The sequence below is a fragment of the Sodalis sp. RH22 genome, assembly GCF_047324165.1.
In the GTDB taxonomy this organism is placed as follows: Bacteria; Pseudomonadota; Gammaproteobacteria; order Enterobacterales; family Enterobacteriaceae; genus Acerihabitans.
The window spans coordinates 451,041-476,951 of the sequence record NZ_CP178731.1; the positions used below are offsets into that span (position 1 = coordinate 451,041).

Consider the following 25,911-nt stretch of genomic DNA (forward strand, 5'->3'; position numbering starts at 1 on the left):
GATTTACTCCTCTCGATAAAAGGGATAATCCCAATATTTTCAATTAATGGAAGGAACTTTTCGAATAGACTCGAGATCTTTCTTATAGATAAGACGAACGCCAGTATCAATGGTTTTTGGCACCCAGCCAAAGTTGGCATTATCAGCACCCACACGCGTTGGATGACGCGCAGCATAGGCCTGAAGCAGACCCTGGAAGCCCATGAGGTAAGGATTCTGGCCGACTATCGCCTGGACCTCGCCATTATCAATCAGGGCAACGGTGGCCTCGTCAAAGTCAAATCCCATAATGACAATTTTTCCTCTAAGGTTAAGATCGCGGATAGCTTGCGCCGCACCGGTAGTCGGATTGCCATGGGCTGCAAAAATCGCCTTGATATCGCTGTGCGCCTGTATCAAAGCGGTAATTTTTGATGCGGCCCCTTCAATACTGCCCTGATCGTCAACCTCATAAATTTTGGTGTTCGGAGAGGCTTTATTCAGTGCATCAGTGAAACCCTGCACACGAGCGGCCAAATGGGCTGGGCCCTTCATATAGGAAACACCAACTGCACCCCCTCCTTTTACCCATTGCGCCATCTCCTGTCCGGCAGCATAACCGGCCTGGTAGTTATTCGTCCCAACGAATGTCAGTCGATTGGACGTGGGAGAATCAGAATCAAAGGTAATAACCGGAATCTTATATTCAATGGCGCGATTAATGGCCGGCTCCAGCGTTTTTGCTTCTCCAGCCGTCAATACGATGCCATCCACTTTTCGCGCCGTCAGTTGAGTCACGGTACGTGCCTCAACTGACGCATCCCATTCGGCGGGCCCCTGTAATTCAACTTTCACGTTATCACCAAGCATTTTTGCCGCGTCCTGCATCCCGGCATATGCCCAGTTGAAAAACTCCGAACCTTTCAAAAAGACAACCATGGAATATGTCTCCACTTTCTTATCTGCCGCATGAGCGGATGATACAAGAAATAAAGACAAGGAAAGTAATACTGTGGAACATATTTTCCAGAAAGTTTTCATCAGTGACTCCGATTATAATAAAGGGTTAAATTCTATAAAAAATCAATTTTTTAATACTACTTTTATATTGGTTCTTCTCTTGGTTACTTCACCAATAAATACCGCGCTCACCAGCATGCCGCCAATCAAGATTTCTTGATAATACGTATTTATACCAGTCCAGGTAAAACCGTTATAAAGTATTGCGAGGAAAAATACGCCTAATATTGTCCCCATGAAAGTTCCGACCCCACCAAACATACTTGCACCACCAATAAAAACAGCTGCAATAACACGCAATTCAATGTTCTGTCCATATGCCATATTTGCAGCACCGAATTGTGAAGCATAAATAATGCCCGCGATACCCGCCATTAAGGCGGAAAATGCGAAGGCAAATATTTTAAATAAATCTACATTGATGCCATTCAATTTTGCTGCTTCTTCATTACCACCGATAAAATAGACTTGCTGGAAATATCGATGATTTGCCAGTGCATAACCAAAGCCAATGGCAACAATGATAAACAGCCAAAGCATTAAAGGCAATCCGAACAAGTAGTCCTGACCAAATGCAGTAAATTTTGCTGGCAAACCAGAAATTGTACTGCCATTGGTAATTACCAGATTGATACCACGTAATGTCATTGCCATTGCCAGTGTGACAATAAATGCATGTACCTTGAGCCTATTCACTAAAAGGCCATTTATCACACCGACACATATGCACAATATTAGGGTGATAATTACTGAGATAAAAATTGAGAAATAAATACTGCCCGTCAATCCAGTAAAAAATTGCAGTAGTTGGCTGACAATAATCGCTGAAAAAGGGAGTGTCGATGCAACCGATAAATCTATACCGCGCAAAATAATCACTAATAACATGCCTAGCGCAATAAAACATTCGCCGATAAAACCCGTCGTTATTGATTCCATATTCAATATACTAATAAAACCAGGAAATGCTACGTTCATTGATATCATGATAACCAGGACAATCAATGCGAGAATGCTATTGTATCCTGATAAAATATTTTTGATCATATTCATGTTTGGCCTCATACTGCCGCATATTGCATAATTTGTTCTTGCGTGCTTTCATCGGTAACGATTTTTTCCAAGCGCCCCTCCCTGAATATGGCAATCCGATCGCTCAGACCTACAACCTCCGGTAGCTCTGAGGAAATGACCAAAACAGCAACGCCTTCATTGGCCAGTTTTCTTAAATAGCCATGAATAGCTGATTTCGCCCCCACATCTACACCACGTGTGGGCTCATCTACAATCAGCAGTTTGGGTTTAACTTCCAGACACTTCGCCAGAAGAACTTTTTGCTGATTTCCACCACTGAGATTTCCTACTAACTGTTCAATTGATGAGGTTCTTATTTGCAAGCCGGTGATGTATTTCTGTGCAGTTTCCTGCATTCTTCGACGAAAAATCAATCCACAGACATTGGTATAGTTATCGAGAGTGCTGGAAACAATATTTTCGACAATATTTTTTTCCAGAAATAACCCCAAATGCTTTCGGTCTTCGGTGAGGTAAACAATACCTGCATTGATGGCATCTGAAGGTTGGTGAATGACGAGTTTTTTGCCATCAAGCGTTAATGTTCCTGATGTTAACTTATCAGCGCCAAAAATAGCACGGGCGATTTCTGTCCTACCGGCACCCACTAGACCGGCACAACCCAATATTTCTCCCCGGCGGATATCGAAGCTGACATCGCTAAACACTGAAGTTCTTTCCAGCTTTTCACACTTGAATATCACATCACCAAAACAGCTCCCCTTCGGTGGATAGAGTTGGGTTAATTCTCTACCGACCATCTCAGAAATAATCCTCGCCTTATTGGTTTTCGATGTGTCAGATGTACTAACCAAATTTCCATCACGAAGTACACTGCATCTTTCTGCGATCGCAAAAATTTCATCCAGCTTGTGGGAGATAAAAATCATTGCAACGCCTTTTTTCTTCAGATCACGTACTACTCTATATAAAATGTCCACATCTTGTTCAGAAAGCGAAGAACTGGGTTCATCCATGATCAGTACCTTTGCATTCAATGAAATCGCCTTGGCAATTTCCACCAATTGCTGCATACCAACCGTCAGTTTTTTTACCTGAATATCTGCTCGCAAATTGATCCCTAACTGAATAAATAAAGCCTGTGTTTGTTGATTAAGCTTCTTCCAGTTTATGAATCCTAACCTGTTAGCGGGTGCACGATTGCCATAAATATTTTGTGCGACCGTTAACTCAGGGATCAACGAAAGTTCTTGGTGTACTACTCCTATACCGATATTTTGTGCATCAAGTGAGTTTGTTGGGGTAATTTTATTCCCGTTAAAGTAAATATCACCGGACGAGGGGGGATAAATACCGCATATAATTTTCATTAAGGTTGATTTTCCCGCACCATTTTCACCGATTAGTGCATGAACTTCTCCGGCTCTGGCGGAGAAACAGATTTTTTTTAAAACCTGATTTGAACCGAATGATTTTTCAATATCTCGTAATTCGATAACAGTGTCAAAAATCATGATCTCTTCCTCCTAATTATTGTTTTTTTGCCGTGGCCGCATTGATCACCAGGAAGAGAATTAAAATCACGCCGTTGATAAACCACTGCCAATTGGGGTTTATACCCGCAAGAATAAAACCGTTATTCACCATTGCAAGAAATATCACACCGAGACAGGCGCCAAAAACCGATCCTCGTCCACCATTGAGATTTGCCCCACCGATAACGGCGGCGGTAATTGCATTTAGTTCTGAACCAAGTCCATATCCGGCATAACCCATGCCAGATTTTGCGCTGATAAGAATTGCGGCAATGCCCGAAAATAAGCCTGAAAACGCATACACGGCGATGAGCGTCCTGGCCACTTTCATCCCGCTTAAGCGGCTCGCCTCTTCATTTAATCCTATGTAATAAATAATATGCAGCGGTTTCCAATAACGAAGTAACAGATCGATAAACGCAATAAATAAAATAATGATCAGAATATACAGAGGTATATTAAGGACTGATGCAGAGCCTATTTCCAGAAAAGAAGTGGGTAGATTAGTGATCTGATATCCTGAAGTCCACACTGTAGCCACCCCTCTTGCTACGGAAAACATGGCCAGCGTGACAATAAAGGATGGTATTTTCAACCAGGCAACACCCAGACCGTTTATCCCACCCAATATGACAGAAAAAAACAATCCTGCAGGAACCGCTACCAGCGTAGGTATACCTGAACTCAGTAGTGTACAAGTAAAGACGCTGGTGAGAGACAGCATCGCTCCGACAGAAAGATCGATACCTGCAGTGATGATAACCAACGCCAATCCACTGGCAAGTAGTAGCGCAAAAGTGGAACCTGCAAAAATTGAGCGGATATTATCAAATGAGAAAAAGTTATTGAGTGAAATGGAAAATAAAATAAATGTTATCATAACAATGATAAACAGGCTGACTTCCCTGTTTTCCATTATGTTTTTAACAAAATTTGCCTTTTTTGTCTGCCCTAAGTTAAATGTCAAATGAGTCATCGACTTTCGCCTTTTCCACTTATTCATTGAGAAACATGCTATCTGTATTCGCGGAGATCGGCTAATACTCAACTCGCCACAATTGATACTTTTTTAGCATTCATCTACAGATGTGACTAATATCACAGATGACGTCATTGAAGCGAAAATTTTCTAACAACATCTTTTATTAAAATATTTATCATATTTATTCAAAGTAAGGATATTTATTTAATAATATGTAGTGATGTTTTAAGTTAATGATTTTGATGATTTTTTTCAGTTATTATATATAACCTTTTTGTAAGGCTGGGTTAGGAAGTTTATATCAACCTTTAATTCCCCTCACATTGTTGTCTTATGGAAATACCGCCATGGAGGCAGTATCGCATATTTAAAAATTGGGCCATTGGTCAATCAAAATCATTCATCATAGGCTGTGTCCCTCAATTGAATAATCCCTTAAAAAATAGTTTGATACGGCCCAACTTCACCATCGAGAGATAATTCCTCGTCATTTTTTCGTTGCGCGTGGCAATGCGACGGTTCTTTTTTAAAATGCCGAAACGCCTTTAACAACGTTCCGTTTGCGCTCCGTTTCTCTGTCAAATCGGGTCCGCCCATCCCTGCTGGCTCTCTCATGCGATTTATGCGGGATTACGACCTTTATCCCATTATCTTTTAAATAGTTACGGAATTGCTTGAGTAACCCTTTATCAGCAAGTACCGCTTTTCCAAGGTGTTTCATGAACCCATTTTTCCTTTGAACGCCCATGCCATCCAACATAATATGTAATGCATATTGGCTTTCGTGAGGCTGCCCACCGTTCAGAACGACATTTAGCGGCGGCCGTTTACTCTTGACAATATCGATGGCGGTCCTGTCAGCGCCAGTCCGGTCGCGGAAATGTTGTCCGCAGTCGGCTTTTGGCGCGTGACCAATGAGTACACCTGGTATGAATGGGCAGGTCATCCCGCATCCTCCAAACGGGAAGGATACACCAGATACCGGCCGATTTTGCCCTTCATTGACAGATGTGCCGACAACAATCGCCCGGCTAATCCCTGGCGCATCGCTGATTGGGATAGGCCGGTGACGGTAATGACGTTTTGATCGCAAGGCAGTGTTTGCTGGGGAAAGTGTTTTTCGGCTCTACTGAGAGTCTACCCGAACCTGAACCCCGAAAAAGGCTTCTCGGCGATACGGTCATGATACACGCAGTCGCCTGTCTTTCCCTCGGCAGCACCAGCGGCGACCAGCAGCGGCAGAAGATGTTCTGGCTCGGGATGGGCGGACTTTCCAGCCGGAGCTGTTTGCCAACCGGGCAAATTCATCTCCCGTAACGCTGGATTGATGACCGCTTCACCCAACCATGAATCGAATGACTCGGTCATATCATCTCCGCGTCCGATAAAAAAATGTGGCAGGTTGTGATGACTTATGCCGCTGCTGATAATCAGGGTATCATTATTGCGCAACGGCGCCAGGGCACGTCCCATCGCCAGATGCCGGGTCGGATTATAGGATTCCATCATTGAAAGTTGAAGGACAGGAATGTCGGCGTCTGGATCGATAAGCTTAAAGGAAATGAACACATCGTGATCATAACCGCGCCGATCATCCGTACCGGCGGTGAAGCCGGCATCCTCCAGCCTTTGACACACCTTCACCGCGACCTATCGGCTCAACGGGCGTAGGCCAGGTGAGCCGATAGGTCGCGGTGGAGGGAAAACCGAATAGTCGAAAAGCAATGGCGGGTGCGCGCCCGTATTGACCGTCGGATTCCCGGCCTGCCAATGGCCGGATAAGGTAATGACCGCGCGCGGACGCTGCCCGATAAACATATCGAGTCCGCGCAAGGACGCAGCCATACGATCCCAAGTATCGTGCGGTCATACAGGGGTCGGGTCCGATAAAAAAGCACGGGCCGCGGCCATGGAGAATGAAGAAGGTAGGAAACATGCTCATATCGGCCTACTGAATCTGGATACAGGAAATCGCCGCTTCGGCAGCGGCAATCGCGCCTGCACGGCTTTCGGGGCCAAAGGCGGTGCCTTCCGCGACCACAATCGTGGGTTTGATGCCGATAAAGCCAAAGATCGCATTCAGATAGGTTCCGGCATGTTCGAACTGCGCCCACGATGCCCCAGGCTGATAGACCGCACCCCGCGACAGCAGAACAATTACCCGCTTATCTCCCGCCTGACCGGCCGAATTGCCTTGCTCATCCAGACTAAAGGTAACGCCGGCGATGATAATCCTATCTATTCACGCCTTAAGCTGGCTCGAAATGGTAAAGTTGTAGAGCGGTGCACCGATAATCATGGTGTCGGCCATAAGAAATTCATCAAGGATGGTTTTACTGGCAGCAGACTCTTTTGTCCCTTTCGTCGGTTTGTCAGTCATCAGGTAATGATCGATTGGCGCGGCAACCAGATCGCGATAGATAACCTGTTGATTAGGGTGAGTGGCCAACACTTGTGCGAGGGCAGTGGCAGAAAGTTGGCGGCTAACAGAATTTTCGCCGCTGATGCTCGAGTCAATATGCAAGATAGTTATGATGTTATGCTCCAGATGATCAGGTTGGATGTGTGTGATGATTCAGCGAGGGTGAATAGGGGCCTTTCGCGTCCGCCCCCACAGAGCAAAAACTGCCAATGGCAACAGCACCAGATTAAGTGGCAACACCATGTATTCGCCGCGAGAAATGTGGAAAACGATTGCCAACACTTGTAGCACCGTAATGCCGCTCGCGGCCAGTATCCCTAATTGCGGCAGGATGCGCGTCAAGGCCGGCAACAGGATACCGAGACCGCCCGCCAGGTCGACTAGACCGATAAAACGCACGAATATCTCGGAAAACTCGCCCGTCCAAGGCATCATCGCGGACAATTGCGCTATTGGGGACGCCAACTTGAGGTAACCCGACATGACAAAAGTGACAAAAAGCGCACTCTGCACTATCCAAAGTCCAATCCGCAACAGCTTGTTTGCCGAAGATCCTTCTGTTGAATTTACGTCCTCTATGCTCATACGTTTTCTCTCCTATGCAGTCAAGGTTTGAGCATAAAGCGATCACTCCATCAAAGATACCCGGATTGTTTTCATAAACAACTTCAATTATTCTTATGGTTATGAATTGTCTAACCGCGGAGTAGGGATATGAATGCCTTAACGCTCGATCAGCTATTGGTTTTTATCACCACCGTCGACCAAAGCAGTTTCTCAAGTGCGTCACGTGTACTCAATCGAACCCAATCCGCCGTGACTTACACCATACAGAAGCTGGAGGATCAGGTAGGAATAGCACTCTTTGATCGCAGCGCCTACCGTCCTTCGCTTACCCCTACAGGGAAGGCATTGCTGCCGCGAGCGCGGCGTATTCTTGCAGACGTTAACGCACTGCATAATCATGCGAAGGCGATGGCTCAAGGGATGGAGGCTGAAGTACGTTTCGGCGTATCGGAAATGGTGCCCATTACGCAACTTGCGCCGATATTGGCTGCGTTTCGCGTTGAATTTCCCACGGTCGTTCTTCGCATCTCCCGGGCATCGTTCGGTTTGGAGGAATTGCTGGTCGCGGGGAAGTTAGACCTTGCCGTTCTGCTGGAGATCGATTTGCCCGCCACGCTCGACCGAAACCGCTTGTCGAGCATGGATTTGGTCGCCGTCGCGGCCCCGGGACATCCGCTCGTCCTGCATCAAAGTCCTGTTACCGTGGATATGCTGCGCAAAGAATTACAAATCGTGCTGACCGATCCGCGCGACGCGGCCCGAAGTCGCGAACATGGCGTTGCAGCGCTGGACAGCTGGCGGGTGACTGATTTGACGACCAAACATGGGCTGCTTTATGAAGGGCTGGGTTGGGGCAGTATGCCCGAACCGCTTGTTGCTGCTGATATTGCCGCGGGGCGTCTAGTTGTGCTGGAGGTCGAGCGCTGGGACGGCGGTGATTATTTGCCACGCATCAACATCGTTGCCGCTCAGTCAGTTGAACGAGCGGCGGGACCGGCACGCGCGGCACTATTTGCTGCATTAATCGATAAATATCCTGACGATGGCCTGGCCCGTTCAAATCATAGATAGGCATGTCTACGCATCTGGCCGCCTACTTGGATGGTGTCCGGTTTGCAGAACGAGTTATTCCAGTGCCAATTGAATGAACGTGGTGGGCCAGATGTTCGTTTCCTCATCCTTCGGCGTATGCCAGCGCGCAGCCACTTGTCGCTGGGTGAAACTGCCGCAATTAATTGTGATCCACAACACATATACTCACAAAAGCGCACGGTCGACCGTCTTGCAATTTTGTCCCATCAATAAAATAAGAATCAATGTGTTAACTACTAATGCACAAATGTGCTTATTTATAAACTACATAGAAACATTTGTGCAGTATAATAATTCAATTATTCAGATTAAATACCATAAAAAGCCTTTGAAACTCCCCGCGAAACTTGTTATATCAAAGTAATCAAGTCATAACGGAGTTTGCACATATGTGCAAGTGAGCGGGAATGGAAAACAGCGATGATGTCCGTCTAATCGTGAAAATTGCCCAGCTTTATTATGGGCAGGACATGACACAGGTACAGATTGCCCGTGAACTTGGTATTTATCGCACCACCATTAGTCGTTTATTAAAGCGTGGCCGCGAGCAAGGCATTATCACGATCGCCATTAATTACGACCATAACGAGAATTTATGGCTGGAACAACAGCTTAAGCAAAAATTCGGCCTGAGGGAGGCGGTGGTCGCGTCCAGTGACGCGGACCAGGAAGAAGACAAGCTTGCCGTGATGGGGTTGCACGGCGCTCAGTTGGTTGACCGGTTGTTGAAGCCGGGTGATATCATCGGTTTTTCGTGGGGGCGCGCCGTGCGGGCGCTGGTCGAAAATCTGCCTCAGGCCAGTCAGTCGCGCCAGGTGATTTGTGTGCCAATTATCGGCGGCCCCTCCGGTAAGCTTGAGAGCCGTTACCATGTGAATACGCTTACCTATGGCGCGGCCGCGAAACTGAAGGCGGAGTCACATCTGGCCGATTTTCCCGCCTTGCTGGATAACCCGTTTATCAGAAACGGCATTATGCAATCCCAGCATTTTAAAACCATCTCTGCTTTTTGGGATAACCTGGATATTGCACTGGTAGGGATCGGCTCACCGGCGATCCGTGATGGCGTCAACTGGCATGCTTTTTACGGCAGCGAAGAGAACGACGATCTGAACTCCCACCCGATTGCAGGGGATATCTGTTCACGGTTTTTTGATATTAACGGCAACGCTGTTGAAACCACTATGAGTGAAAAAACGCTGGCCATTGAAATGCCGCGTATTAAAAAGGCGCGGTATTCCATCGGCATTGCGATAGGTGAAGAAAAATATTCAGGCATTCTTGGCGCCTTGCATGGAAATTATATCAATTGTCTGGTAACTAATCGGGAAACGGCTGAGTTATTACTTAAGTAACAAAAAGAAATAAAAATTAACGCGGAATTTATCTGCGGCGGGACCATTTTATCCGAGAAACGGGAGTCTATTATGCAAACGTGGTTAAAACTGGCCAGTAACGTTTTTATTGTTATCGGCGGCGCATCCGGCAGCGGTATGAATAAGGGTGTCGGGCAGCTATCGGCACCGGGTGTCAAGGGCAGATGGCGCACAAAAATGACGGCGACACAAGACGAGAGGGAAGCATGATGGCTAATGCAATCTTTTGTGCTCACGGCAAGCTCGCCAGCGCGATGCTTGAATCCGTTCAGATGGTGTATGGCGACACCAATGTGACCGCGGTGGAATTTGTTCCTGGTGAAAACGCGGCGGATATTGTCGCCAAATTGACGGCTATCATCGCTCCTCACCCGGATGAAGAGTGGCTGGTTGCCGTCGATTTACAGTGCGGCAGCCCCTGGAACGCGGCGGCCTCCCTGGCGATGAAAAATGCGAAATTGCATCTCATCAGCGGCCTGTCATTGCCGCTGGCGCTGGAGTTGGTCGATAACCAGCAGAATATGGCCGCCGATGCGCTTTGCGCACACCTGACGGCTGTCGCAAGCCAATGTTGCGTGGTCTGGCAACAGGTAAAAACCCTAGAGGAAGATTTCTGATGAAGATAACTCTTGCCCGTATCGATGACCGTTTAATCCACGGCCAGGTCACGACCGTCTGGTCAAAAGTGGCTAACGCACAGCGTATTATTATCTGCAATGACGATGTTTATAACGATGAGGTCCGCCGCACTTTATTACGCCAGGCCGCACCACCTGGAATGAAAGTCAATGTGGTCAATATCGAAAAGGCCGTCGCCGTATATCATAATCCGCAATATAAAGATGAAACCGTTTTTTACCTTTTCACCAATCCGCAGGATGTATTAAGCATGATCAAGCAAGGTGTAAATATCGGAACTGTGAATATTGGCGGCATGGCTTGGAGACCCGGGAAAAGACAGTTAACCAAAGCTGTTTCTCTGGATGAACAGGATATTGAAGCGTTTCGTGAGCTGGATAAATCCGGAGTGAAACTGGATCTGCGTATAGTCGCTTCAGACCCGTCCGTTAATATTCTAGAAAAAATAAAAGAACAGTCTTTCGTCTAGTAATACAGTCGCCTGTTTTATGCCGTAACAGGCAGGGATGACTATACCTGAAAGGTGATATTATGGAAATCAGTACCCTACAAATTATAGCAATATTTATATTTTCGTGTATTGCCGGCATGGGCAGCGTGCTGGATGAATTTCAGACCCACCGTCCGCTGATTGCCTGTACCGTTATCGGGCTTATTCTCGGCGATGTGAAAACCGGCATTATGCTGGGCGGCACACTTGAACTGATTGCGCTCGGGTGGATGAATGTCGGCGCGGCGCAATCACCGGATTCCGCACTCGCCAGTATCATCTCCGCCATTCTGGTGATCGTCGGCCATCAAAGTATTGCTACGGGGATTGCCATAGCACTGCCTGTGGCCGCCGCGGGACAGGTGTTGACGGTATTCGCCCGCACGCTCACCGTCGTCTTTCAACATGCCGCCGATAAGGCCGCCGAACAGGCGCGCTTTCGCACCATTGACATCCTCCACGTTTCAGCTCTAGGCGTACAGGCGCTGCGTGTCGCCATTCCAGCACTAGTCGTGTCGCTGTTCGTCAGCGCCGATATGGTCAGCAATATGTTGAACTCAATCCCGGACTTCGTCACGCGTGGGCTGCAGATTGCCGGCGGTTTTATCGTGGTGGTTGGCTACGCTATGGTGCTGCGCATGATGAGCGTGAAATACCTGATGCCCTTTTTCTTCCTCGGCTTCCTGGCCGGCGGTTATCTCAACTTCAGCCTGCTGGCCTTCGGTGGTGTGGGCGTGATCATTGCGCTGGTCTATATCCAGCTTAACCCTCAATGGCGTAAAGCCGAACCGCAATCCGCCCCTGCCGAATCGGGTGCGCTTGACCAACTGGATGACTAACGGAGCCCGCCATGGAACCCAAAAAACTTACTCGCGCTGACTTGTTCAACATGTTTTTACGCTCAAATTTGCAACAGGCGTCATTCAATTTTGAACGCATTCATGGACTGGGCTTCTGCTATGACATGATCCCGGCGATCAAACGTCTCTATCCCCGCAAGGAAGACCAGGTAGCAGCACTTAAACGACATTTGGTGTTCTTTAACACCACGCCTGCGGTCTGCGGCCCGGTGTTAGGGGTAACCGCAGCGATGGAAGAAGCGCGCGCCAATGGCGCGCAGATTGACGATGGCGCCATCAACGGCATCAAAGTCGGCATGATGGGGCCTCTGGCCGGCGTCGGGGATCCCCTGGTCTGGGGAACTCTGCGACCGATTACCGCCGCGCTGGGCGCGTCTTTGGCGCTCAGCGGCAATATTATCGGGCCGCTCTTGTTTTTCTTTATTTTCAATGCGGTGCGCCTGGCGATGAAGTGGTACGGCCTGCAGTACGGCTTTCGTAAAGGAGTCAATATCGTCAGCGATATGGGCGGCAATCTACTGCAAAAACTGACCGAAGGCGCCTCCATTCTCGGTCTGTTCGTGATGGGCGTGCTGGTGACGAAATGGACCAGCATCAATGTGCCATTGGTGGTATCGAAAACGCCCGGGCCGGATGGCGCGACCATCACCATGACGGTGCAGAATATCCTCGACCAGCTGTGTCCCGGCCTGCTGGCATTAGGACTGACATTGCTGATGGTGCGGTTGCTCAACAAAAAAATCAATCCGGTATGGCTGATTTTCGCTCTGTTCGGCCTGGGGATACTGGGTAACGCGCTGGGCTTTTTGTCCTAATTTTATACCCCGGCGATGCCGGGAAAACCTTAACAACGAGGTGGTTTATGAAAACGACGGCTTTACGCCTGTACGGCAAACGCGACCTGCGTTTGGAAACTTTTGAGCTTCCTGATATGCAAGATGATGAAGTCCTAGCGGCGGTAGTCACCGACAGCCTGTGCCTCTCCTCCTGGAAAGAGGCCAATCAAGGCGAAAACCATAAAAAGGTGCCCGATGATGTGGCAACAAACCCCATTATTATCGGCCATGAATTTTGCGGCGATATCATCGCGGTGGGCAAAAAATGGCAACATAAATTCAAGCCAGGCCAGCGCTATGTCATTCAGGCTAATTTACAATTACCTGATCGTCCGGATTGCCCCGGATATTCTTTCCGGTGGGTGGGTGGCGACGCCACTCATGTGGTGATCCCCAATGAAGTAATGGAGCAGGATTGTCTGTTGGTATATGAGGGGGAAACCTATTTTGAAGGGTCGCTGGTCGAGCCGCTGTCCTGCGTTATCGGTGCGTTCAACGCCAACTATCATCTGCAGGAGGGCACCTACAATCACAAAATGGGTATTCGTCCGCAAGGACGAACGCTTATCCTCGGCGGTACCGGGCCGATGGGATTACTGGCGATTGATTACGCGCTGCATGGCCCAGTAAACCCCTCCTTACTGGTGGTGACAGGCACGCGTGAAGACAAATTGAACTACGCCTGTAAACATTATCCCTCAGAGCCGCAAACACAAATCCACTGTTTGAATGCGCGGGAGGCGACGTACGATGCGTTGCTAGCACTGAGCGACGGGCACGGCTTTGATGATATTTTTGTTTTCGTGCCTGAAGAGGAGCTTGTCACTAAGGCGTCCTCGCTGCTGGCTCCGGATGGCTGTCTGAACTTCTTCGCCGGGCCGCAGGATAAACAGTTTACCGCGCCGGTTAACTTTTATGATGTGCACTATGCCTTTACCCATTATGTGGGCACTTCCGGCGGCAATACCGACGATATGCGTACTGCGGTAAAACTGATAGAAGAGAAAAAAGTACAGGCGGCAAAAGTTGTTACGCATATCCTTGGGCTGAATGCGGCAGGGGAGACGACGCTGGATTTGCCGGCTGTCGGTGGCGGAAAAAAACTGGTCTATACTGGGAAATACTTGGCATTGACTGCCCTCACTCAGATCCAAGATCCGGAGCTGGTGGCAATTTTGGATCGTCATAAAGGTATCTGGTCCGGCGAAGCGGAGCAGTATCTACTAGCTCATGAACAGGAAATCAACCAAGATTAACCTGATACCCCGCGCTGCATATCGCAGGCGGGGTGCATTGATCATTTCTCTTCGGACGCGTCGATGATATGGCTGATTCCTCCGATGCCTGACAGGAAGGAACATTATATTTTCGACGAAGGTGAAAAATCATAACTGAGAAATTGTGATCAATATCACTTAAGCGAATTGTCCAAGTGAATAACATACCCATAAATGACAACGTTGTCATTTTGAGGTAGTTAAATAACAATATTAATTTATTGATTCTATTAAATAAATTATTGTTTGTTTTGTGAACCAACTATAAAAATAAAAATGATTTCATTCTAAAAATTTTTGGAACTTACCGTGAGGCCAATGTTGGCCTTTGTTGGTTATGCAATCTCCATTCATTTGATTAGAGGGTGATCTTTACCACTACTGCCTGGCATTTTTCTTCTTTTTCATAGCCAAGTAAATGTGACTGAACTGAAGCTTTGTGGATGCAACAGCAGAACAGAGAGAGAGGGAGTCAAGCTGGGTTATGTTGTCGTTCACGAGTGATAACACTATAAGAGGGTATATTGGATGAAAATTTATGTCGATACCGCTAATTTGAATGAAATTAAAAATCTTGAAGCCAGTTTACCTCTTGCCGGAGTAACGATGAATCCAAGTATAGCGGCTAAATCAGCGGTTAAAATGTCAGTGTTAATTCCCCAGATTCGCGCCATTTTGGGACCCAATAAGCTGATTTTTGCTCAAGTCATTGCCTCAGATAGGGATGGCATAATTGAAGAAGCTAAACGTCTTAGTCGTTTGGACGATGCAATCGTCGTCAAAATCCCTGTGACGGTAGAAGGTATACAAGCAATTAAAAAAATGAAAGAGGCGAATATTAAAACGTTGGGAACCGCCGTCTATAACGCCACCCAAGGCTTGCTGGCAGCCCTAGCGGGCGCTGAATATGTCGCCCCGTATTTTAATCGTATTGAGGCAATTTCTGGCAACGGCATCGAGACGGTCACTTCATTGGTCAAACTTTTGGAAATGCATGCTCCGCATTGCAAGGTTTTTGGTGCCAGCTTCAAAAATAACCGACAGTTTCTTGAATGTTTGTTAGCAGGTTGCGAATGTGTTACTTTGCCGGCGGATCTTGCGGGCAAATTATTGGACAATGCCCTTGTGGAAGCTGCTGTTCTTCAGTTCCAAAATGATTGGAAAAATGCGTATGGGAACCTTGAAGTACACTGAAGAATTTATGCGGTTTTTATAAAGGAAGTGTCATGGATACTTCCTTTTTCATATCCTCTGCAAATAAATATCTGAGTGAATGTTACAATATTTATCACTGATTGCCTGACTATTAAATCGGCGCTCAATCTCTTTATAATTTTCTCAGTACGATTTTTTTTCACTATCTTGTCTATCAACATGCTCGCCGCTGTTAATCCCATCTGATAGGCAGGTTGTTTAATAACAGTTAATGGTGTGGGGAAGAAACTTGCCCATTTGGGATCATCAAACATAAGAAAAGATAAATCATCTGGCAGGGAAAGGCCACATTTATAGATAGCAGATACAACACCTTCTCCTATGAAATCATTAGCAGCAATAATGGCTGTGGGAATTGGTTTTCTGGTCAGGTAATTCATGACTTCACTGCATGCTCTTTCCTGTAATTTGTCAGTTTCCATTATCAAAATAATATTATTTTTTATTACTGACGCACTCTCCATGATGGCATTTTTGAAACCATCGAGTCTTTCCTTGAATGTGGTAATCGCAAGTTGCCCGTACAATATAATATATTTCTATGCCCTAGATTGAGCATATAATTTGTTGCAAGTTTCATACTTTCATGATTATTAATTAATACCTGGTCGCTGGATGGGAATCCTGATAATCGATCTACTTCAACAATAGGCAAATGGTTTAATTTTTCTATATTATTAATTGAGTTAGCAGTCGGAACAATAATCAAGCCTTGCAGCATATTGCTTTTCAGAAGATGAATAATTTGGCGCTCAATCGCTTCATTTTCGGAGGACGTTCCAAAGATCACGGTATAGCCTTTATCTATTGCAATTTTCTGGATTGCGGTAATAATCTCGCCGTGAAATATGTTAATTATATCAGAAACTATTACACCGATAGTTTTCGATTCCCACTGCGAAGTTTTCTGGCGATGGTATTGACTTCATATCCAATTCCTTGCGCCGCAAGCAGAACTTCATCGCGGGTTTTTCTCGTCACCAGGTCTGAATCTCTTAATGCCCTTGATACTGTAGAGTTCGACAGCTTTAGTTTTTTAGCTATGTCTGCGATGCTTGCCATTTGTGTCTCTTTGTCAAATTAAGCTGAAAAATCCCGCTTACGGTTTGCGGTAGTCTTATAACGCATCTGGGTAACCCCTTTCAGTCCGCTCAGGTTTACAAGAAAAGCGGTCTTGACGTAGTGCCCCAGCTTCTGTTAATTGATGTGATAGCTGCGCGGCCATTAAACAACAAAATACGCAATCCAAAACCAGTCTGTAATGTTCATTTCATTTAGTTACATTTTTATGCTATGGTAATTGAACTATAGATATTGACATTATCAAGCAGACACTATTTGTCAAAGGTTAAGATTTGCATAAAAGAAAAGAAAAAATTTCAAAATGGGTAAGTGTTAGTGTTGATGCTGGCGCTGGCGCTCTACAGCGTTCATGCACGAGTTCATTCAACTCTGAAGGACACCATCGCGGGATATCCCGCTTCCTTAAGATCCGCAACCCCCCGTATTGCACGCGTATTTACAATATTTCGTCACCTTAATGTTTCGCTTCAAACAAAAAATCTTCTCTCCCGCAGGCCAACTCCAACATCGATCTATTCGCCGCATGGGTAAGGTGAGCATTCATGAAAAAATAGAGAAGGGTAGTGGCGAAAAATTCGTATAAGAGAGGGGTTGTCTTTTGTATGGCAAGTAGGGCTTGCACTGACATCAGGATGCTATGTAGCTGAGAAAGCCACTGAATTGCATTTTCGGGCTCATATGACCCGTTGTTCCCCCTTTCCTCCTTAGGCAACACAATGTTATTTGTAAAGTTAAGGCATTATTAAATAAGGATATAGCAGAGTCGCAGAGGTAGCTAAGACCAGTTTATCACAACGAAGATACGAGGTATGATATGAAGAATCTGATGATTGTCGCAGCGACTATAATTTTGGCGCTGCTGTCGTTTGTGCTCCTGTCGCCGTGGCCAATTTGGCAGGGAACGCTTGCGGCGTGGGTAACCACTGGTTCGTTTTTCCTGCAGGTTATGCATATCATCAAAAACAAAGACACCAGCAGCCTCTCATTGGGAATGTGGGCAGTGCTATTCCTGGGCGTTTCCTGTTGGGCTGGTTATGGTTTTCGCATGGGGGACTTCCCCATTATGATATCGAACGGAATCACCGCTATGTTGGCACTTACGGTGATCTCACTCAAGTTATGGAATGAGCGCCCGATTAGTAAGAGTAATCGTTCCTGACCGGGACGCATCCTGGGAAGTAAGTAGGGCGCTTGAGCTGGTTAAAACAGCGTTTTGGCAGTTTTGAACAAATCGCTTTTAAAAGGGCGCTTCATATTTTCAATAGCATCGATAATATCGTGATGGACAAGCTTTTCGTTTTGCACGCCAACGCAGCGTCCACCATAGCCTTTTAATAACAATTCTATTGAAAAAGCACCCATGCGGGAGGCCAGAATTCGATCATAGGCAACCGGGCTGCCACCGCGCTGGATATGTCCTAAAACCGTGGCGCGGGTTTCTCGACCGACCGCTTTTTCGATATATCGCGCCAAATCGCTGACATTGCAAACATGCTCTGTAATAGCGACGATGGCGTGTTTTTTGCCTTTGGCAATGCCAGCTTGGATTTCGGCAACCAAATCTCCCGGATTAAATTTTACCTCAGGCAATACCATAAACTCACAACCACCGGCTATGGCCGCCGCCAGGGTCAAGTCACCGCAATAACGCCCCATCACTTCAACGATAGAAATACGTTGATGGGAAGAAGACGTGTCACGTAGTCGGTCAATCGCTTCTACCACGGTCTCCAGTGCGGTAAAATAACCGATAGTGTAATCGGTACCGGCAACGTCATTATCAATGGTGCCGGGTAGGCCGATGCAGGGAAATCCCGTTTCAGTTAACCGTTTTGCACCCATATAGGATCCATCGCCACCGATAACCACTAATGCATCAATTCTGCGTTTGTTCATATTTTCAATGGCAATGGCGCGGGTTCCTTCTTCTCTGAATTCAGGAAAGCGGGCAGAACCCAAAAAGGTACCACCACGGTTAATCATATCTGAAACGCTATAACGGTCCAGTTTACTTATTCGATCTTGAAACAAGCCGAGGAAGCCGTCATGGACGCCATAGACTTCTAGCCCTTGGGAAAGACCGGCACGGACCACTCCCCGGATTGCCGCATTCATACCTGGTGAATCACCACCGCTTGTCAGCACACCTATTTTTTTAATCATAACGACCTCTGAATATTAGATATGTTCATAGTTCACATTACGCTCATTTGATTTATGGCCTCTAAAAACTTCGATTATACATACAGCATAGAACGGCCATGTTCAAAAACAGGTGCGGTATCAGCGCTAACATGAATGTCTGATAGCGGATAATATCGCCGAATTTGCGAAAAAAATTAATATTAAAATAACATTTATACATACAAGTAATTATAAACAGCCATAAGGATGCTTGGAAAAAACACAGAGAAGGCGTAATTAGGTGTTTGGTTACTTTACAGTTTCATTTTTGATAAGGAGAAAACAATGGCAAATAGAAACCCTCTCAATCCCGAAAAATCCATCCCTAAGTCCGAAGGTAGCACACAACACAATAGTCGGAACGACGACGGGACTATAAGGAAAAAACGGGATAATGCAGGTAAATTTTGCAAATAATTTGTATAAGTCCGCAGGGAAAAGGTTGCCACTTGGCAACCTTAATTCCTCGGAGCCATCATGCATGGAGTCTTCACCACAAAAATCCACTCAGGGCAGCGTTTTTTCGGTTCCCATAGTTTTCAAGCTCTTGGGTCTTCGTCCCCAAGCCAATTTCTTTCAGTTTGCTATCTCCCCCGTCCAATCTTAACTTTTGGCGAGGTCAAAGCTGTCAAAGCTAAAGTAAAAGATAAAATCTTTCATTTAGATCTGTTATTTTAATCATAATGATCATTTTTGTGATGAAAGACGCTTTTTTGTGCACTATTTAGATCTATATTTCTTTCGAAATAAACGATATTACAAGGTGTGCCCACGCAAAGGAGTTTCAGAATGATTGAAATTATTACCCATGGAGCCGAATGGTTTATCGGGCTCTTTCAGGAAGGCGGGAAGACTTTTGTCGGCATGGTGACCGGTATTCTTCCTTTACTTATCAGTCTGTTGGTTGTAATGAATGCGTTAATCGTTTTTGTTGGACAAAAGCGGATAGAAGCACTGGCGCAACGTTGTGCTGGCAACCCTGTTTCACGCTATCTGTTATTGCCTGTTATCGGAACGTTTGTTTTCTGTAATCCGATGACGCTGAGCCTGGGTAGATTCATGCCCGAGAAGTACAAACCCAGCTATTACGCTGCGGCGTCCTACAGCTGTCATTCCATGAACGGGTTGTTCCCCCATATTAACCCGGGTGAGTTGTTCGTTTATCTGGGTATCGCTAACGGGCTCACCACGCTTCACCTTCCACTGGGACCGCTCGCCGTCAGCTATCTGTTGGTCGGCATGGCGACGAATTTTGTTCGGGGCTGGGTAACGGACCTTACCACGGCTATTTTCGAAAGAAAAATGCACATACAGCTTGATAGTCAGGTTCGTTTAACGGGCGGAGTCCAAAATGTCTAAGATAATAGAAGTTCATAAAGGTGAAAGTGGCTGGGGTGGGCCGCTGTTTTTGACAGCCACGGCAGGCAAAAAAATTGTTTATATTACCGCAGGCACCCGCCCGGCAATTGTTGACCGGCTAAAAGAGCTGACCGGCTGGGAAGCGGTTGATGGCTTTAAAGAGGGTGAACCGCCGGCAGACGAGATTGGTGTTGCTGTCATCGACTGTGGCGGAACCCTGCGTTGTGGGTTATATCCTAAGCGCCAAATCCCCACCATCAATATCCATGCCACCGGTAAATCCGGTCCATTGGCGCAGTTCATTACGGAAGATATTTACGTCTCCGGTGTCAGAGTGGGTGACATTCGTGCCGCCAATGATAATGAAGCACTTTCAATACCTTCAGCACTTAAGCCACAAAACGATAAACAAACTGGCGCAACCGCCGGGGCTGGCGCTAAAGGTCGTGATTACGATACCAGCAAAAAAATCACCGAACAAAGCGACGGCTTATTAGCAAAAGTGGGGATGGGAATGGGCTCAGTAGTCGCCGTCTTCTTTCAGGCCGGCCGGGAAACCATTGACACTGTACTCAAGACCATCCTGCCATTTATGGCTTTTGTCTCCGCGCTTATTGGCATCATCATCGCTTCCGGCCTGGGGGATTTTATCGCACACGGTCTGACGCCGCTGGCAAACAGTCCCATTGGTTTAGTGACATTAGCATTGATCTGCTCCTTTCCGCTCCTGTCGCCTTTTCTTGGCCCAGGTGCGGTCATCGCGCAGGTCATCGGTGTCCTGGTCGGCGTGCAAATTGGTCAGGGCCTTATCCCCCCCCATCTGGCGTTGCCAGCGTTATTTGCCATTAATGCGCAGGCCTCTGCCGATTTTATCCCGGTCGGCCTGTCGCTGGCTGAGGCCAAGCAAGACACCGTGCGGGTGGGTGTGCCGTCGGTACTGGTTGGCCGCTTCCTGACCGGTGCGCCGACTGTTCTCTTGGCCTGGGCTGCGTCCGGTTTTATTTACCAGTAAGCAATGGAAAGGGTTATGAAAACTATTTATGAATCTACGTTCGTTTCAGCTGGCGCAAATGCCACGGAATCCTTCGAGGATAATTTCATTATCACTTTTGCAGAAGGTGCACCGGCTGAAGTAGCCGAATACTGCTTTATTCATCGTCCGAATATTAATCTGGAGGCCCCCTTCAACCCGGGCTCCTTGATAACAATTGGTGAGCAAAGCTGGCTGGTCACGGCTGTTGGGGAAGTGGCAGAAACCAACCTACGTGAATTAGGCCATATCACTGTGAGATTTGACGGAGCCATAAAGGCTGAGTTTCCGGGAACGGTTCATGTCGAAGGCCCAACGCCTACATCAATCGAACCCGGTCAGAAGTTTCGTGTATTAAATGAGTAAACAGGAGAATAAAATGGATCAGGTTGCTGTAGTTATCGGTGGTGGTCAGACACTGGGCGCTTACCTGTGTAAGGGACTCGCCGAGGCGGGTTATAAAGTTGCTGTAGCCGACCTCAATGCCGGCAACGCCGACGCGGTGGCGGCGGAGATTAACCAATCTCATGGGGAGGGGCAGGCGTCCGGATTTCAGGTGGACGCCACCAATGAAGAAAGCGTTATCGCGCTGGCTAAGGCTATTGATGAGACATTTTTAGGTGCTGCAAATTTGCTTGTTTACAGCGCGGGTATCGCAAAAGCCGCACCTATCACCCAATTTGCTCTCAACGATTTTGACCTGTCGCTTCAGGTTAACTTGGTGGGATATTTCTTGTGCGCCCGGGAATTTTCAAAACTGATGATCCGCGATACTATTCCAGGAAGGATTATCCAAATTAACTCAAAATCCGGCAAAGTGGGTAGTAAACATAATTCTGGTTACAGTGCGGCCAAATTCGGTGGTGTGGGGCTGACTCAGTCGCTGGCACTCGATTTAGCGGAGTACGGTATCACTGTTCATTCCCTGATGCTGGGTAATCTGCTCAAGTCACCCATGTTCCAGTCACTCCTCCCCCAATATGCCAAAAAGCTGGGTATCCGGGCAGATGAGGTGGAGCAGTTCTATATTGACAAGGTGCCGCTCAAACGGGGGTGCGACTATCAGGACGTCCTCGATGTGCTAATTTTTTATGCAAGTGACAAAGCATCCTATTGTACGGGCCAGTCTATCAACATTACCGGCGGACAGGTCATGTTCTGACATAAGGCCGGCAGCCTGCGCTGCCGGCTTTTACCGGGAGGTTTCAGAATGAACTCAGTTAATATGCTGATATGTTTGGCGGGACTTGCTTGGGCCGGACAGATAGTGCTCGGCTGGCTGCAGATGCGGAAATTTAATGAAGCTCTGGCGCAACTGCCGGCAGAAAATCGGGTCGGGATCGGACGCTCGGGGGGCCGTTTTATGCCGCGGCTGGTCCTGGTTCTTAGTGTGGACAGCAATAATATTGTAACCCAATCCTTTATTATGAAGGGGATAACGGTTTTTTCCCGCCCGGTGGCGGAAGATAAACTTCAAGGTATGCGGCTCGAGCATATTAATCCAGAGCAACTCTATCCGCAAAGTAAAGCCATGCGAGCTGCACTGGGATTAGCTATCTCAAATAAAAGGTGATATCTTTTAAATCGAAAGATATCCCTTCCCATCACGAATATGGTTGTGCGAATGTGAATGGAATCAATAGGGGCTCAGACAGGGAAACCAGGATGAAACCAAAACAACGGCAAACTCAGATAATCGAATACCTTCACGGTAAAGGGCATACCACGGTCGAAGAGTTGATAGCGCGCTTCACTACGACTGGGACCACCATTCGCAAAGACCTTACTCACTTACAGCAACAAGGTGCGGTTATCCGGACTTACGGTGGCGTAATGCTTACCCGTGATGAGGGAGACCAGCCCATTGACAGAAAAACGTTTATCAATATTGAAAAGAAAAAGCAGATTGCTGCGTGTGCCGCGAGACTTATCTCTGAAGGCGACTCGCTGGTTTTCGATGCCGGTAGCACGGTATTACAGATGGTGCCGCACCTGGCAAAATTTAACAATATCACTGTCATGACCAACAGTCTGAGCATCGTGAATGAATTGGTCGAATTGAATAATGATCAAGTCATCCTGATGCCCGGCGGGACATACCGCAGTACTTCCGCCTCTTTTCATGGAAGTCTTGCTGAATCGGCTTTCAGCCACTTTAGCTTCGATAAATTGTTTATCGGCGCGGATGGCGTTGACCTGAATGCGGGTGTCACTACCTTTAATGAGGTGTTTGCCGTCAGCCAGGCTATGTGCCGCGCTGCCCAAAAGATCATTCTCCTTGTGGACTCCTCAAAATTCGGCCGTAGAAGTCCGAATGTAGTTTGCTCCCTTGAGTCGGTGAATGTACTGATCACAGACAGCGGCATCTCAGACGATATTACTGCGCAACTGCGTGCACGGGGTATAAAGGTCATCATTGCCGGAAAAGAAGAGTAAAGCCATGCGCGAAATCTTGATGAACGCCGCCAGAGAAACGCTGCAAACTGAGATTAATGAAATCATTTGCCTGTCTGAACGAGTTGATGATCCCTTCGTTGATGCCTGTAAACTGATACTGACGTGTCGTGGAAAAGTGATCGTCAGTGGGATCGGTAAATCAGGCCATATCGGCAAAAAAATTGCGGCCACGCTGGCCAGCACCGGTACGCCCGCTTTTTATGTTCATCCGGCTGAGGCGCTGCATGGCGATCTGGGTATGATAGCGGCGGGCGACGTGGTGATACTGATATCCTATTCAGGACATGCGGCTGAATTCCGTCGAATGATGCCGCTGTTACGTGCATTGCCTGTCGGCGTTATCGCTTTTACCGGTAATCCTGATTCACCCCTGGCCTGCAGTGCAGATCACGTTATCACAACATACGTCACGCAAGAAGCCTGCCCGCTAGGCCTTGCCCCCACTTCTTCCGCAGTCTGTACCCTCATGATGGGTGATGCCATGGCGATTGCGCTAATGAAGGCACGAAATTTCAGTGAACTGGATTTTGCGCGCACCCACCCCGCTGGTAGCCTGGGCACGCGTCTTCTCAGCCGTGTAGGCGACATCATGCGGACCAATGATAAAATTCCTCAGGTCAAGGACAATGCCACGGTTACTGATGCCTTGTTTGAGCTGACCCGAACCGGGCTAGGGCTGGTAGCTGTGATCAACAGTGATGAGGCGCTTTGCGGCGTTTTTACTGATGGCGATTTGCGCCGCTGGCTGTTAAAAGGCGGTCAACTCAACGAGGCGGTGTCGTATGCGATGACGGCAGGAGGAGTCAGTCTGAGCGCAACGCAGCTGGCGTCTGAAGCGTTGGCTTTGTTTCACGAAAAGAAAATATCAGCTGCCCCCGTTCTCTCTGTTGACTCTCGGCTTATCGGCTCCATCAGTATGCATGATATCCACGAAGCCGGCCTTTGATAACTAAGTATTTGATAGAATGGATTGGTGCTGGCAAGCCCTTATCGGCATTCACGCGCGTGATGCTGGCGCAGCTGTCACGGATTTGAGGTTCGATATTACGGTATCAGGAGCGATAATTCCAATGCCTTATGGCGGTTCAATAGTGTAGGTGCAGATTCGACATGAATTCATTTGAGCCGCAGTTAATAGGTTTTTCCGTGCGGGACGTTACCGCTACGCTCGGCAGCCCATAATCTAGGGTCCAATGGTCGCCAGAAAAAAATGGGTGAGCTCGAATATACATGTAGTTAAAAAGTACTCCTTCGTCCCTTGCTCAACTCGGTCTGTTACCCGTTAAAGTAGCCAACGGCAGTACCATTTATCTTCGGGGTGTGACAGACGTGCACGATGGTGTCGCTCCGCAAAACAAGATCGTTTACGTTGATGACTCGTCTGATGATGATCTTACGTCCGCTTGAGCAGGGGGAATGTCCAAGGCGGCGTCGAGCGATATTGAACGACAGGCCTGACGCAGTCCGTCAATCAGGCCGCCGGCCCTGCCGCGTACATGGATCATGCCGAAGGCAGGGCTCCAGTAATCCGATACAAGTGGGATACGCACAATATCTGCGGGGGGTAGTCCACCCTTAGTCGGGAGCGGATAAAGGTTAAAGACAGAATAACCGAGACCGGCGGCGACCATGTTGTACGCCATTTCGCGCGAACCGACCGTATAGCCGACACGCGGCCTGACGCCATGATGATCGAAAAGGCCGGCGTAATAACGCCGGGCGCCATCGAAATCGAGCAGGATATACGGCTCTTCCTTCAGTTCTGATAAATGAACTTCCTTCTTTCCCGCAAGATGATGAGTGGGATGCAAGCCGATGTGGAGAGGTGACTTGAACAGTTCAATAAACTCCAGCGAGGGATGAATATCGTCATTGAATGTGAATGCCGCCGACAGTTTTCCGGCGCGGACCGCTGCCGACAGCCCCTGCGAGCTCTCTTCAACGAGCTGGATATGCCCGTTCAGCATGGATTGGGACAACCGCGCTATCAGAGACGGCATAATGAGCGCGCCCGCGCTGGCAAGCACACCCAGCGAAATGTCGCGCGCCCAATCCAAGGGAATATGTGCCGCTGCTTGTTCAAAGCCGCGGTAGGCCCCGAGAAACTCTTCGGTAAGCGCCGTAAAACGCTCACCGTCCCGAGTTAGTTTCATGCCCTTGGCCGGTTCGCCGACAAACAGGCTGATATGGAGCCGGTCCTCAATAAGGCGAATGGCCTCCCGTATCGAGGAGACCGAGACCGACATGCGCTCGGACGCTTTAGCGAGCGAGCCAGTCTGTTTTACCGCCACAACGTAGCGCAGCTGCTTGATCGAATAGGACACGCATTTCCCGGATTTATCACGGTGACAGGCAATGGATAGAATACATTTTTTGTACGTATTGCGCATTATTAATGCATTTTCTCCAACGAGGTAATTTCGCTACGCTGGTCCCGTAATCAACAAACCAATCGGCACCAGGGGGGGAGGGA

At 47.6% G+C, this 25,911-nt stretch carries 28 protein-coding genes and 2 pseudogenes; 17 read left to right on the forward strand and 13 right to left on the reverse strand.

Annotated elements, in window-relative coordinates; all coding sequences use genetic code 11:
* Nucleotides 1-39: 39 nt before the first annotated feature.
* The 8 genes and pseudogenes from ACL2XN_RS02030 to ACL2XN_RS02065 all read right to left on the reverse strand — a co-directional run bounded on the left by ACL2XN_RS02030 (nucleotide 40) and on the right by ACL2XN_RS02065 (nucleotide 7,558).
* On the reverse strand, nucleotides 40-1,020 hold the full coding sequence (locus tag ACL2XN_RS02030; protein ID WP_413730028.1) for a substrate-binding domain-containing protein: 981 nt from the start codon (nucleotides 1,018-1,020) through the stop codon (nucleotides 40-42).
* Nucleotides 1,021-1,062: 42 nt separating this feature from the next.
* Nucleotides 1,063-2,052: an ABC transporter permease gene (locus ACL2XN_RS02035; protein WP_413730029.1), complete on the reverse strand. Its 990-nt coding sequence runs from the start codon at nucleotides 2,050-2,052 to the stop codon at nucleotides 1,063-1,065.
* 8 nt (nucleotides 2,053-2,060) lie between these two features.
* A complete protein-coding gene (locus tag ACL2XN_RS02040; RefSeq protein WP_413730030.1) occupies nucleotides 2,061-3,548 on the reverse strand; it encodes a sugar ABC transporter ATP-binding protein in 1,488 nt (495 codons plus the stop codon).
* A gap of 16 nt (nucleotides 3,549-3,564) precedes the next feature.
* On the reverse strand, nucleotides 3,565-4,545 hold the full coding sequence (locus ACL2XN_RS02045) for an ABC transporter permease (RefSeq protein ID WP_413730032.1): 981 nt from the start codon (nucleotides 4,543-4,545) through the stop codon (nucleotides 3,565-3,567).
* 425 nt (nucleotides 4,546-4,970) lie between these two features.
* Nucleotides 4,971-5,371: pseudogene (locus tag ACL2XN_RS02050) on the reverse strand (transposase); the annotation flags it as partial.
* A gap of 317 nt (nucleotides 5,372-5,688) precedes the next feature.
* The gene (locus tag ACL2XN_RS02055; RefSeq protein WP_413730034.1) at nucleotides 5,689-6,189 is read right to left on the reverse strand and encodes a DODA-type extradiol aromatic ring-opening family dioxygenase; all 501 of its coding nucleotides are present in this window, start codon (nucleotides 6,187-6,189) and stop codon (nucleotides 5,689-5,691) included.
* A gap of 310 nt (nucleotides 6,190-6,499) precedes the next feature.
* Nucleotides 6,500-7,075: pseudogene (locus ACL2XN_RS02060) on the reverse strand (FMN-dependent NADH-azoreductase).
* 51 nt (nucleotides 7,076-7,126) lie between these two features.
* Nucleotides 7,127-7,558 carry a DoxX family protein gene (locus ACL2XN_RS02065; protein ID WP_413730036.1) on the reverse strand — a complete coding sequence of 144 codons (432 nt, stop codon included), beginning with the start codon at nucleotides 7,556-7,558 and terminating at the stop codon, nucleotides 7,127-7,129.
* Between the two features lie 129 nt (nucleotides 7,559-7,687).
* Between ACL2XN_RS02065 and ACL2XN_RS02070 the strand changes: the two genes are divergently transcribed.
* The 9 genes from ACL2XN_RS02070 (at nucleotide 7,688) to ACL2XN_RS02110 (ending at nucleotide 15,304) form a co-directional block, all read left to right on the forward strand.
* Entirely contained in the window at nucleotides 7,688-8,611 is a 924-nt protein-coding gene (locus ACL2XN_RS02070; protein WP_413730037.1) for a LysR family transcriptional regulator, read from the forward strand.
* 428 nt (nucleotides 8,612-9,039) lie between these two features.
* A complete protein-coding gene (locus ACL2XN_RS02075) occupies nucleotides 9,040-9,987 on the forward strand; it encodes a sugar-binding transcriptional regulator (RefSeq protein WP_413730038.1) in 948 nt (315 codons plus the stop codon).
* Between the two features lie 72 nt (nucleotides 9,988-10,059).
* Nucleotides 10,060-10,218 (forward strand): hypothetical protein, encoded by a 159-nt coding sequence (locus tag ACL2XN_RS02080; protein ID WP_413730040.1) that lies wholly within the window; start codon nucleotides 10,060-10,062, stop codon nucleotides 10,216-10,218.
* Entirely contained in the window at nucleotides 10,218-10,625 is a 408-nt protein-coding gene (locus ACL2XN_RS02085; protein ID WP_413731044.1) for a mannose/fructose/sorbose PTS transporter subunit IIA, read from the forward strand. Before ACL2XN_RS02080 ends, ACL2XN_RS02085 begins: the two co-directional genes overlap by 1 nt.
* Entirely contained in the window at nucleotides 10,625-11,116 is a 492-nt protein-coding gene (locus tag ACL2XN_RS02090) for a mannose/fructose/sorbose PTS transporter subunit IIB (RefSeq protein ID WP_413730041.1), read from the forward strand. The genes ACL2XN_RS02085 and ACL2XN_RS02090 overlap by 1 nt, the downstream gene beginning before the upstream one ends.
* Before the next feature lie 62 nt (nucleotides 11,117-11,178).
* The gene (locus ACL2XN_RS02095) at nucleotides 11,179-11,976 is read left to right on the forward strand and encodes a PTS mannose/fructose/sorbose transporter subunit IIC (protein ID WP_413730043.1); all 798 of its coding nucleotides are present in this window, start codon (nucleotides 11,179-11,181) and stop codon (nucleotides 11,974-11,976) included.
* An 11-nt stretch (nucleotides 11,977-11,987) separates the two neighbouring features.
* A complete protein-coding gene (locus ACL2XN_RS02100; protein WP_413730044.1) occupies nucleotides 11,988-12,812 on the forward strand; it encodes a PTS system mannose/fructose/sorbose family transporter subunit IID in 825 nt (274 codons plus the stop codon).
* A 47-nt stretch (nucleotides 12,813-12,859) separates the two neighbouring features.
* Nucleotides 12,860-14,089, forward strand: a complete 1,230-nt coding sequence (gene sorE / locus ACL2XN_RS02105) for an L-sorbose 1-phosphate reductase (RefSeq protein WP_413730046.1) — start codon at nucleotides 12,860-12,862, stop codon at nucleotides 14,087-14,089.
* 549 nt (nucleotides 14,090-14,638) lie between these two features.
* Nucleotides 14,639-15,304, forward strand: coding sequence for a transaldolase family protein (locus ACL2XN_RS02110; protein WP_413730047.1), 666 nt, complete (start codon nucleotides 14,639-14,641; stop codon nucleotides 15,302-15,304).
* A 5-nt stretch (nucleotides 15,305-15,309) separates the two neighbouring features.
* Here ACL2XN_RS02110 and ACL2XN_RS02115 read toward each other — a convergent pair whose 3' ends face one another.
* The 3 genes from ACL2XN_RS02115 to ACL2XN_RS02125 are packed head-to-tail and all read right to left on the reverse strand — an operon-like array spanning nucleotide 15,310 to nucleotide 16,387.
* The gene (locus ACL2XN_RS02115; protein ID WP_413730049.1) at nucleotides 15,310-15,789 is read right to left on the reverse strand and encodes a substrate-binding domain-containing protein; all 480 of its coding nucleotides are present in this window, start codon (nucleotides 15,787-15,789) and stop codon (nucleotides 15,310-15,312) included.
* Nucleotides 15,771-16,205, reverse strand: coding sequence for a substrate-binding domain-containing protein (locus tag ACL2XN_RS02120; protein WP_413731045.1), 435 nt, complete (start codon nucleotides 16,203-16,205; stop codon nucleotides 15,771-15,773). The genes ACL2XN_RS02115 and ACL2XN_RS02120 overlap by 19 nt, the downstream gene beginning before the upstream one ends.
* Entirely contained in the window at nucleotides 16,196-16,387 is a 192-nt protein-coding gene (locus tag ACL2XN_RS02125) for a LacI family DNA-binding transcriptional regulator (protein WP_413730051.1), read from the reverse strand. The genes ACL2XN_RS02120 and ACL2XN_RS02125 overlap by 10 nt, the downstream gene beginning before the upstream one ends.
* A gap of 835 nt (nucleotides 16,388-17,222) precedes the next feature.
* Here ACL2XN_RS02125 and ACL2XN_RS02130 point away from each other — a divergent pair.
* Complete coding sequence (locus ACL2XN_RS02130) at nucleotides 17,223-17,567, forward strand: SemiSWEET family sugar transporter (RefSeq protein ID WP_413730053.1); 345 nt, start codon at nucleotides 17,223-17,225, stop codon at nucleotides 17,565-17,567.
* A 41-nt stretch (nucleotides 17,568-17,608) separates the two neighbouring features.
* Here the strand turns inward: ACL2XN_RS02130 and pfkA are convergent, their stop codons facing one another.
* Nucleotides 17,609-18,571, reverse strand: a complete 963-nt coding sequence (pfkA, locus tag ACL2XN_RS02135; protein WP_413730055.1) for a 6-phosphofructokinase — start codon at nucleotides 18,569-18,571, stop codon at nucleotides 17,609-17,611.
* Between the two features lie 810 nt (nucleotides 18,572-19,381).
* Between pfkA and ACL2XN_RS02140 the strand changes: the two genes are divergently transcribed.
* The 7 genes from ACL2XN_RS02140 to ACL2XN_RS02170 all read left to right on the forward strand — a co-directional run bounded on the left by ACL2XN_RS02140 (nucleotide 19,382) and on the right by ACL2XN_RS02170 (nucleotide 24,384).
* Entirely contained in the window at nucleotides 19,382-19,951 is a 570-nt protein-coding gene (locus ACL2XN_RS02140; RefSeq protein ID WP_413730057.1) for a PTS glucitol/sorbitol transporter subunit IIC, read from the forward strand.
* Nucleotides 19,944-20,963 carry a PTS glucitol/sorbitol transporter subunit IIB gene (locus ACL2XN_RS02145; RefSeq protein WP_413730059.1) on the forward strand — a complete coding sequence of 340 codons (1,020 nt, stop codon included), beginning with the start codon at nucleotides 19,944-19,946 and terminating at the stop codon, nucleotides 20,961-20,963. The genes ACL2XN_RS02140 and ACL2XN_RS02145 overlap by 8 nt, the downstream gene beginning before the upstream one ends.
* A gap of 15 nt (nucleotides 20,964-20,978) precedes the next feature.
* Nucleotides 20,979-21,347, forward strand: coding sequence for a PTS glucitol/sorbitol transporter subunit IIA (locus tag ACL2XN_RS02150; protein ID WP_413730061.1), 369 nt, complete (start codon nucleotides 20,979-20,981; stop codon nucleotides 21,345-21,347).
* A gap of 13 nt (nucleotides 21,348-21,360) precedes the next feature.
* Entirely contained in the window at nucleotides 21,361-22,143 is a 783-nt protein-coding gene (gene srlD, locus ACL2XN_RS02155) for a sorbitol-6-phosphate dehydrogenase (RefSeq protein WP_413730063.1), read from the forward strand.
* A 48-nt stretch (nucleotides 22,144-22,191) separates the two neighbouring features.
* On the forward strand, nucleotides 22,192-22,554 hold the full coding sequence (locus tag ACL2XN_RS02160; protein ID WP_413730065.1) for a transcriptional regulator GutM: 363 nt from the start codon (nucleotides 22,192-22,194) through the stop codon (nucleotides 22,552-22,554).
* 92 nt (nucleotides 22,555-22,646) lie between these two features.
* Nucleotides 22,647-23,417 (forward strand): glucitol operon DNA-binding transcriptional repressor SrlR, encoded by a 771-nt coding sequence (srlR, locus tag ACL2XN_RS02165; RefSeq protein WP_413730067.1) that lies wholly within the window; start codon nucleotides 22,647-22,649, stop codon nucleotides 23,415-23,417.
* Between the two features lie 4 nt (nucleotides 23,418-23,421).
* Nucleotides 23,422-24,384, forward strand: coding sequence for a KpsF/GutQ family sugar-phosphate isomerase (locus tag ACL2XN_RS02170; protein WP_413730069.1), 963 nt, complete (start codon nucleotides 23,422-23,424; stop codon nucleotides 24,382-24,384).
* 418 nt (nucleotides 24,385-24,802) lie between these two features.
* Here the strand turns inward: ACL2XN_RS02170 and ACL2XN_RS02175 are convergent, their stop codons facing one another.
* Nucleotides 24,803-25,762, reverse strand: a complete 960-nt coding sequence (locus tag ACL2XN_RS02175) for a LysR family transcriptional regulator (protein ID WP_413730071.1) — start codon at nucleotides 25,760-25,762, stop codon at nucleotides 24,803-24,805.
* Nucleotides 25,763-25,911 lie beyond the last annotated feature (149 nt).

Bases quoted from the DNA above. Each gene is read 5' to 3' on its own strand.
- ACL2XN_RS02030 (WP_413730028.1), bottom strand. From the start codon at position 1,020: ATGAAAACTTTCTGGAAAATATGTTCCACAGTATTACTTTCCTTGTCT.
- ACL2XN_RS02035 (WP_413730029.1), bottom strand. From the start codon at position 2,052: ATGAATATGATCAAAAATATTTTATCAGGATACAATAGCATTCTCGCA.
- ACL2XN_RS02040 (WP_413730030.1), bottom strand. From the start codon at position 3,548: ATGATTTTTGACACTGTTATCGAATTACGAGATATTGAAAAATCATTC.
- ACL2XN_RS02045 (WP_413730032.1), bottom strand. From the start codon at position 4,545: ATGACTCATTTGACATTTAACTTAGGGCAGACAAAAAAGGCAAATTTT.
- ACL2XN_RS02065 (WP_413730036.1), bottom strand. From the start codon at position 7,558: ATGAGCATAGAGGACGTAAATTCAACAGAAGGATCTTCGGCAAACAAG.
- ACL2XN_RS02070 (WP_413730037.1), top strand. From the start codon at position 7,688: ATGAATGCCTTAACGCTCGATCAGCTATTGGTTTTTATCACCACCGTC.
- ACL2XN_RS02075 (WP_413730038.1), top strand. From the start codon at position 9,040: ATGGAAAACAGCGATGATGTCCGTCTAATCGTGAAAATTGCCCAGCTT.
- ACL2XN_RS02080 (WP_413730040.1), top strand. From the start codon at position 10,060: ATGCAAACGTGGTTAAAACTGGCCAGTAACGTTTTTATTGTTATCGGC.
- ACL2XN_RS02085 (WP_413731044.1), top strand. From the start codon at position 10,218: ATGGCTAATGCAATCTTTTGTGCTCACGGCAAGCTCGCCAGCGCGATG.
- ACL2XN_RS02090 (WP_413730041.1), top strand. From the start codon at position 10,625: ATGAAGATAACTCTTGCCCGTATCGATGACCGTTTAATCCACGGCCAG.
- ACL2XN_RS02095 (WP_413730043.1), top strand. From the start codon at position 11,179: ATGGAAATCAGTACCCTACAAATTATAGCAATATTTATATTTTCGTGT.
- ACL2XN_RS02100 (WP_413730044.1), top strand. From the start codon at position 11,988: ATGGAACCCAAAAAACTTACTCGCGCTGACTTGTTCAACATGTTTTTA.
- sorE (WP_413730046.1), top strand. From the start codon at position 12,860: ATGAAAACGACGGCTTTACGCCTGTACGGCAAACGCGACCTGCGTTTG.
- ACL2XN_RS02110 (WP_413730047.1), top strand. From the start codon at position 14,639: ATGAAAATTTATGTCGATACCGCTAATTTGAATGAAATTAAAAATCTT.
- ACL2XN_RS02115 (WP_413730049.1), bottom strand. From the start codon at position 15,789: ATGGAGAGTGCGTCAGTAATAAAAAATAATATTATTTTGATAATGGAA.
- ACL2XN_RS02125 (WP_413730051.1), bottom strand. From the start codon at position 16,387: ATGGCAAGCATCGCAGACATAGCTAAAAAACTAAAGCTGTCGAACTCT.
- ACL2XN_RS02130 (WP_413730053.1), top strand. From the start codon at position 17,223: ATGAAGAATCTGATGATTGTCGCAGCGACTATAATTTTGGCGCTGCTG.
- pfkA (WP_413730055.1), bottom strand. From the start codon at position 18,571: ATGATTAAAAAAATAGGTGTGCTGACAAGCGGTGGTGATTCACCAGGT.
- ACL2XN_RS02140 (WP_413730057.1), top strand. From the start codon at position 19,382: ATGATTGAAATTATTACCCATGGAGCCGAATGGTTTATCGGGCTCTTT.
- ACL2XN_RS02145 (WP_413730059.1), top strand. From the start codon at position 19,944: ATGTCTAAGATAATAGAAGTTCATAAAGGTGAAAGTGGCTGGGGTGGG.
- ACL2XN_RS02150 (WP_413730061.1), top strand. From the start codon at position 20,979: ATGAAAACTATTTATGAATCTACGTTCGTTTCAGCTGGCGCAAATGCC.
- srlD (WP_413730063.1), top strand. From the start codon at position 21,361: ATGGATCAGGTTGCTGTAGTTATCGGTGGTGGTCAGACACTGGGCGCT.
- ACL2XN_RS02160 (WP_413730065.1), top strand. From the start codon at position 22,192: ATGAACTCAGTTAATATGCTGATATGTTTGGCGGGACTTGCTTGGGCC.
- srlR (WP_413730067.1), top strand. From the start codon at position 22,647: ATGAAACCAAAACAACGGCAAACTCAGATAATCGAATACCTTCACGGT.
- ACL2XN_RS02170 (WP_413730069.1), top strand. From the start codon at position 23,422: ATGCGCGAAATCTTGATGAACGCCGCCAGAGAAACGCTGCAAACTGAG.